This is a genomic window from Streptomyces sp. NPDC101166 (assembly GCF_044768125.1).
Classification (GTDB): domain Bacteria; phylum Actinomycetota; class Actinomycetes; order Streptomycetales; family Streptomycetaceae; genus Streptomyces.
Genome location: NZ_JBIWPF010000049.1, coordinates 1 through 6,062, shown reverse-complemented (window position 1 = coordinate 6,062; position 6,062 = coordinate 1). Strand labels below are relative to the sequence as shown.

Annotated in this window: 5 protein-coding genes; 3 read left to right on the top strand and 2 right to left on the bottom strand. The window is 71.6% G+C overall.

Annotated features, from left to right (window positions below; all coding sequences use genetic code 11):
• Positions 1 to 166: 166 nt before the first annotated feature.
• On the bottom strand, positions 167 to 883 hold the full coding sequence (locus ACIRS4_RS36080) for a hypothetical protein (protein ID WP_404204165.1): 717 nt from the start codon (positions 881 to 883) through the stop codon (positions 167 to 169).
• Between the two features lie 257 nt (positions 884 to 1,140).
• On the opposite strand from ACIRS4_RS36080, the gene ACIRS4_RS36075 reads away from it, so the two are divergent.
• The gene (locus tag ACIRS4_RS36075) at positions 1,141 to 2,775 is read left to right on the top strand and encodes a protein kinase (RefSeq protein WP_404204162.1); all 1,635 of its coding nucleotides are present in this window, start codon (positions 1,141 to 1,143) and stop codon (positions 2,773 to 2,775) included.
• A 56-nt stretch (positions 2,776 to 2,831) separates the two neighbouring features.
• On the opposite strand, the gene ACIRS4_RS36070 is transcribed toward ACIRS4_RS36075, so the two are convergent.
• Positions 2,832 to 4,313, bottom strand: a complete 1,482-nt coding sequence (locus tag ACIRS4_RS36070; RefSeq protein ID WP_404204160.1) for an amino acid permease — start codon at positions 4,311 to 4,313, stop codon at positions 2,832 to 2,834.
• A gap of 229 nt (positions 4,314 to 4,542) precedes the next feature.
• Between ACIRS4_RS36070 and ACIRS4_RS36065 the strand changes: the two genes are divergently transcribed.
• A complete protein-coding gene (locus tag ACIRS4_RS36065) occupies positions 4,543 to 5,028 on the top strand; it encodes a ribose-5-phosphate isomerase (RefSeq protein ID WP_404204158.1) in 486 nt (161 codons plus the stop codon).
• Between the two features lie 119 nt (positions 5,029 to 5,147).
• Entirely contained in the window at positions 5,148 to 5,960 is an 813-nt protein-coding gene (locus tag ACIRS4_RS36060; protein ID WP_404204167.1) for an Fpg/Nei family DNA glycosylase, read from the top strand.
• Positions 5,961 to 6,062: the final 102 nt, after the last annotated feature.

Here is a 6,062-nt window from a genome sequence, read left to right as displayed (position 1 = left end):
GCGCCCCCCCGCGTGCATGGCGGCGCCCGGGGGGCCCCCGGCGGGCCCGCCCCCGGCCCCGCCCCCGTACCGGCCCCGCGCGGCCCCGCGCGCGGGCCCCGCCCGGGCCTCTGCCGTTCGCCGTTCACTGGTCGCCGTGGCGTCCCGGCGCTCACACCCGGCGGGCTCAGGCCTCGCGCCCCTGCGGCCGCCGCCGTGACCAGCGCAGTCCGGCCGCGCCGACCGCGATCAGCGCCGCTCCGGCCGCGCCCCACGGCAGGACGGCCGGCCCGGTCCGGGGCAGTTCGTCGCCGCCCGGCGCAGCGGGCGTGTTGTCCGTGCCGAGCAACAGCGGCGTCGCCGGCGCGTTCGGCGACGGGTTCGTCGTGCCGAACGGCACCGGGCCCTGCTGCCAGAACGTCTTCGACCCGTCGCCGCTCTGGACGGGCAGGCAGATCCTCCCCCTCCGGCCCGTGTCGAAGACCGCGGCGACCGCGTACGACTTCGACGCGCCGGCCGCGAGTTGACCGACCGGGCAGGCGAAACCGCTGTTCGCGCCCTCGGGGAGGTCCTTCCGCTCGATCGCGGAGCACCCCGGCACGTTCTTCACCGTCAGCCCGTCGAATCCGACGACCAGCAGCCTGACGTCGCCGCTGACCTCGGTCCCCTCGTTGCGCACCGTGGCGGTGATCGCCGTTTCGTGCGAGGCGTTGTCGACCGAGATCCGCTCGGGCAGCAGCGTGCTCAGCCTGACGCCCGCGGGCGCCGCGTCGACGGCTTTCCCCCCTTTGCCGGACCCGGGCCCCGGGTCGTCCGCGGCGGCGGGAAGGGCCAGGATCATCACCGCCGAGAAAGACGCCGCGATCAGCGATCCGGCGATGGTCGTCGTACCACGAGAACTCATGTTCGTCCCCCTTGGCTGCACCTGAATTCGCAGTACTTGAAGAGGTACCACAAGATTTCACCGCACTATGCTGGTACGCCACTGAGTGTGACCATTGTGTTCCAGGGGTCGGGCAATGGAGGGGGTGCAGCGAATTGCCGGGTACTGCGGGGAACCCAGGAATTCCGGAAAACGCTGGGAACACGGGGAAAGGCGGTGTCCCGGGTTTTGTCGTGGCGGGCCGGTACCGGTTGGCCGAAGTGATCGGACAGGGGGGAATGGGGCGGGTGTGGCGCGCCGCCGACGAGATGCTCGACCGAGTGGTCGCGGTGAAGGAGATGCGCATCGACGGCCATGACGCCGAGGACGGCCGCACCCGCCGCGAACGCGCCCTGCGCGAGGCCCGCGCCACCGCACGCATCGACCACCCCAGCGTCGTACGGATCTACGACGTCGTGGACGGGGGCGAACGCCTGTGGATCGTCATGGAGTTGGTCGCCGGGCGCTCCCTGGAGCGCCTCACCGCCGAGGAGGGTCCGCTCGGCCCCCGGGAGACAGCCCGGATCGGCCTCGGTCTGATCGCGGCGCTGCGTCAGGTGCACGCGCGGGGCGTCCTGCACCGTGACATCAAGCCGGGCAACGTCCTCATGGACGACGGTGGTCGGCGCGTGGTCCTCACCGACTTCGGCATCGCCGCGATCCAGGACGCCAAGGCGCTCACCATGGTCGGCATGCTGGTCGGTTCCCCCGACTACATGGCTCCCGAACGGGTCTCGGGCCGGCCTCAGGGTCCGCCCTCGGACGTCTGGTCGCTGGGCGCCACCCTCTGCGCCGCCCTGGCCGGGCACTCTCCCTTCTCCCGCGACAGCACCCTCGCGACGCTCCACGCCGTGCTCTACGAGGAGCCCGAACTTCCTTCGGGCGCGGGCCCGTTGCGTGAGAGCCTCACGGCGGCGCTGCGTAAGGAGCCGTCGCTGCGCGCCGACCTGGACGCCCTGGAGGGAGCCCTGCGGCCGGTGGCCTTCCCCGCTCCGAGCCCGACCCTGCCCGCGCACCCGGCCGGGACGCTCGGCGCGGGGACGGACACGGCGGGGGCGGGCGGGCGGCCCGGGGAGGAGCCGCCCGTCCCCCCGGACCGGGCGGACCACGGGGACCGGACGGGCGGGGCAGGCCGGGCACGAGTGGCGACGGAACGCGGACCTGCCCCGCCCACGGTCACCCGCCCGGACCCGCCGGCGCCGGGCGGATCCACAGGCTCCGCCCGGCGCCGCCGCCCGGCGCGGTCGGCCGCGGTGGGCGTCGGGGCCGTGAGCGTGGCCGGGGCGCTGGTGTGGGCCGCGATGTCCGCGGGCGGGGCCGGAGCCCCCCGGGCCGGCGCCTCGCCGCCGACCCCCGCGGTCACGGCTCCCGGCACGACGAGCAGCCCCACCGCCACGGCGGTTTCCGGCGGTCCCTCACCCACCGTGGCGGGGACGTACCGGCCGCCGAGTCTGCCGCCGGGCGCGCACCAGGAGGCCGGCGGGTACGCGTGGGCGACGCCCCGGGGGTGGCGGCGGGACGTGAAGACGGGAGCGGAGGTGCACTACACCTCCCCGGACGGCGCGCAGGAACTCGTCGCCAAGTCGTCCCTGGCCCGGGGCGACCTGATGGAGACCTGGCGGACCTCCGAGCGCAACGCCCGCCAGGGCCGGGACTACCGCAAGATCCGCCTGGAGGAGACGACGTTCCGCGGCCGGCCGGCGGTCGTGTGGGAGTACGCCTTCACCCTCGGGGGCGTCCCCTGGCACGCGGTCCTGCAGGGCTTCACGCAGGACGGGACGACGTACCAGGTCAACACCTGGTATCAGCCGGCCGTGGAGACGAGCGCGCTGCGGACGTACGAGAGGGTCAAGGACAGCTTCACCGTGCTGTGAACGCACGAAGGGGCCCGAACGGGCGGGCCCCTTCGACGGTCCGGTCGGACGTACCGCTACTTCTCGGCCGGGACGGTGTCCTCCGTCGCGGCCGGAACCCCGGCGGCGGCGGTCTTGCCCTTGCCCTTCACCTTCTCCTTGACGAAGGCGATGGCGATCACGACCGCCGCGACGAGCAGCGACAGCAGCACGGTCTCCCGGCCGTCGTGCTCGGTGTCGGTGAGCATGTAGCCGAGCACGAACACGATCAGCGCGGCCGCCGCCCAGGTCAGGTACGGGTACAGCCACATCCGCACGACCAGCTTCTCCGGGGACTCCGCCTGGATGATCTTCCGCATGCGCAGCTGCGAGAAGCAGATCACCAGCCACACGAACAGCGCGACCGCGCCGCTGGAGTTGACCAGGAAGAGGAACACGGAGTCCGGGAACTTGTAGTTGAAGAAGACCGCGACGAACCCGAACACCACAGAGGAGATGATCGCCGCCATCGGCACGCCACGGCTGTTCGTCCGCGCGAACGCCTTGGGCGCGTCGCCGCGCCGGCCCAGCGAGAACGCCATCCGGGAAGCGGTGTAGAGACCGGAGTTCAGACAGGACAGCACCGAGGTCAGCACGATGAAGTTCATGATCTGACCGGCGTTGCCGATGCCGAGGGAGTCCAGCGCGGCGACGTAGGAGCCCTTCTCCTTGATGGAGGGGTCGTTCCACGGCAGCAGCGCGACGACGACGAAGATCGAGCCGAGGTAGAAGACGCCGATACGCCAGATGATGCTGTTGGTGGACTTCGTCACCGCGCGCTGCGGGTCCTCGGACTCGCCGGCGGCCAGGGTCGCGATCTCACTGCCCATGAAGGAGAAGACGACGAGCAGCACACCGGTGAGGATCGCGCCCGGTCCGTTGGGCAGGAAGCCGCCGTGTTCGGTCAGGTTGCCGAGGCCGGCCTTGTCGCTGTGGACGCCGGGCAGCAGGCCGAAGACGGCCAGCCCGCCGACGACGATGAAGGCGCCGATGGCGACGACCTTGATGCCGGCGAACCAGAACTCGAACTCGCCGTAGGAACCCACGGAGACCAGGTTGGTGGCGGTCAGGACCACCATCACGATCAGCGCCCACCCCCACTGGGGCACCGCCGGTATCCACGACTCGAGGATCTCCGCGCCCGCGGTCGCCTCCACCGCGAGGACGACGACCCAGAAGAACCAGTACAGCCAGCCGATGGAGAAGCCGGCCCAGGAACCGAGCGCGCGGTCGGCGTGCGCGGAGAAGGAGCCGGAGGTGGGGTTGGCCGCGGACATCTCACCGAGCATCCGCATCACCAGCACCACGAGCGTGCCGACGAGGGCGTACGACAGGAGGATGCCGGGCCCGGCGGTGGCGATGCCGGTCTTGGATCCAACGAACAGTCCGGCACCGATGACGCCGCCGATGGCGATCATCGAAAGATGGCGGTTCTTGAGGCCCGCCTGCAGACCGGGCCCGGGTTCTTCGGGACCTCCGGGGCCGTTTTCGGCCTTAGTCAGAGTCGGCTGCGAAGTCATGGAACGGGGTTTCCTTTGCGCCGCGGGGTGTGTCTCCCGTACGAGCGGATGTACGGGCCGTACCAGGGGGTGTACGAGCCGGTCCAGTGAATCCGAGGCATTCGAATTCGGGAACCTTTGAATCCGGATCGTTACTTGAGGTTTTCCTGAGGTTCTAATGGGGCACGTAGGTTTTTCGGGCCCGATACCCGGCGCTGCTACCCCGCAACACGCGTGTCACACTCATCCCATGCGCGTGTATCTCGGCTCGGACCATGCCGGCTTCGAACTCAAGAACCATCTCGTCGAATGGCTGAAGGCGGCGGGGCACGACCCGGTCGACTGCGGCCCGCACATCTACGACGCCCAGGACGACTACCCGCCCTTCTGCCTCCGCGCCGCCGAGCGGACGGCCGCCGACGCCGACTCCCTCGGCATCGTCATCGGCGGCTCCGGCAACGGCGAGCAGATCGCCGCGAACAAGGTCAAGGGCGTGCGCGCGGCCCTCGCCTGGAGCGAGGAGACGGCGGCTCTCGGCCGTCAGCACAACAACGCCAACGTCGTCGCGATCGGCGGGCGGATGCACACCCAGGACGAGGCGACGAAGTTCGTCGAGACCTTCCTCGCCACCCCGTTCTCGGGTGACGAACGCCACATCCGCCGCATCGACATGCTGTCGGACTACGAGACGACGGGCGAACTGCCCGCGATCCCGCCCCACCACCCCCAGCAGTAACCCCCTCACCCCGCCCGGCCCACCGGCCCGGGCGGGGGCAGGCTCGGGCGAGCGCCGTGACCAAGGTCAGGGTCATGGTCAGGGCCAGGAAGACGACGGCGGCGGAAGGGCGGCGCGCAGTGCCGGAAGGGCACACGATTCACCGGCTGGCACAGGACTACGCCGCCCGCTTCGCCGGCACGGCACCCCGCCTCACCAGCCCCCAGGGCAAGTTCAGCGACGCCGCCGACCTCCTCACCGGCACCCCGCTGACCCGTACCGAGGCCCACGGCAAGCACCTGTTCCTCGGCTTCGGCGTCGAGCCCTCCTGGATCCACATCCACCTGGGCCTCTTCGGCAAGGTGGCCTTCGGCGACGCCCCCGCGCCGCCGCCCACGGACACCGTCCGCCTCCGCCTCGCGACCGGGACGTCGTACGCCGATCTCCGCGGCCCGACCACCTGCGCCCTGATCACCGACGCCGAGAAGCAGGCGGTCCACGCCCGGCTCGGCCCCGACCCGCTCCGTGAGGACGCCGACCCCGGCGCCGCCTACCGTCGGATCTCCCGCAGCCGGACGACGATCGCCGCGCTCCTGCTGGACCAGAAGGTCATCGCCGGCGTCGGCAACGTCTACCGCGCCGAGGTCCTCTTCCGGCACGGCGTCGACCCGTACCGCGCGGGCCGGGACGTCACCCCCGCCGAATGGGACGCGATCTGGGCCGACCTCGTCGCCCTCATGCGCGACGGCGTCCGCGACAACCGCATCGACACCGTCCGCCCGGAACACACCCCTGAGGCGATGGGTCGCCCGCCCCGCGTCGACGACCACGGCGGCGAGGTCTACGTCTACCGCCGCACCCACCAGCCCTGTCACCTCTGCGGCGACACCGTCCGCACGGCCGACCTCGCCGCCCGCAACCTCTTCTGGTGCCCGAGCTGCCAGAAGGGCTGAACCGGCTCTAGGGCGTGTTTCGAAAGTCCCTCCCCCACTGCCCTAAGGGCGTGGGAGGTGCCCCCAGGCTCGCGACGCCTGGCACGCGCGCTCGCCGCGTTG

What these genes read in the sequence shown, in the direction of transcription:
- ACIRS4_RS36080 (WP_404204165.1), bottom strand. Translation starts at nt 883, where the DNA reads ATGAGTTCTCGTGGTACGACGACCATCGCCGGATCGCTGATCGCGGCG.
- ACIRS4_RS36075 (WP_404204162.1), top strand. Translation starts at nt 1,141, where the DNA reads ATGGGGCGGGTGTGGCGCGCCGCCGACGAGATGCTCGACCGAGTGGTC.
- ACIRS4_RS36070 (WP_404204160.1), bottom strand. Translation starts at nt 4,313, where the DNA reads ATGACTTCGCAGCCGACTCTGACTAAGGCCGAAAACGGCCCCGGAGGT.
- ACIRS4_RS36065 (WP_404204158.1), top strand. Translation starts at nt 4,543, where the DNA reads ATGCGCGTGTATCTCGGCTCGGACCATGCCGGCTTCGAACTCAAGAAC.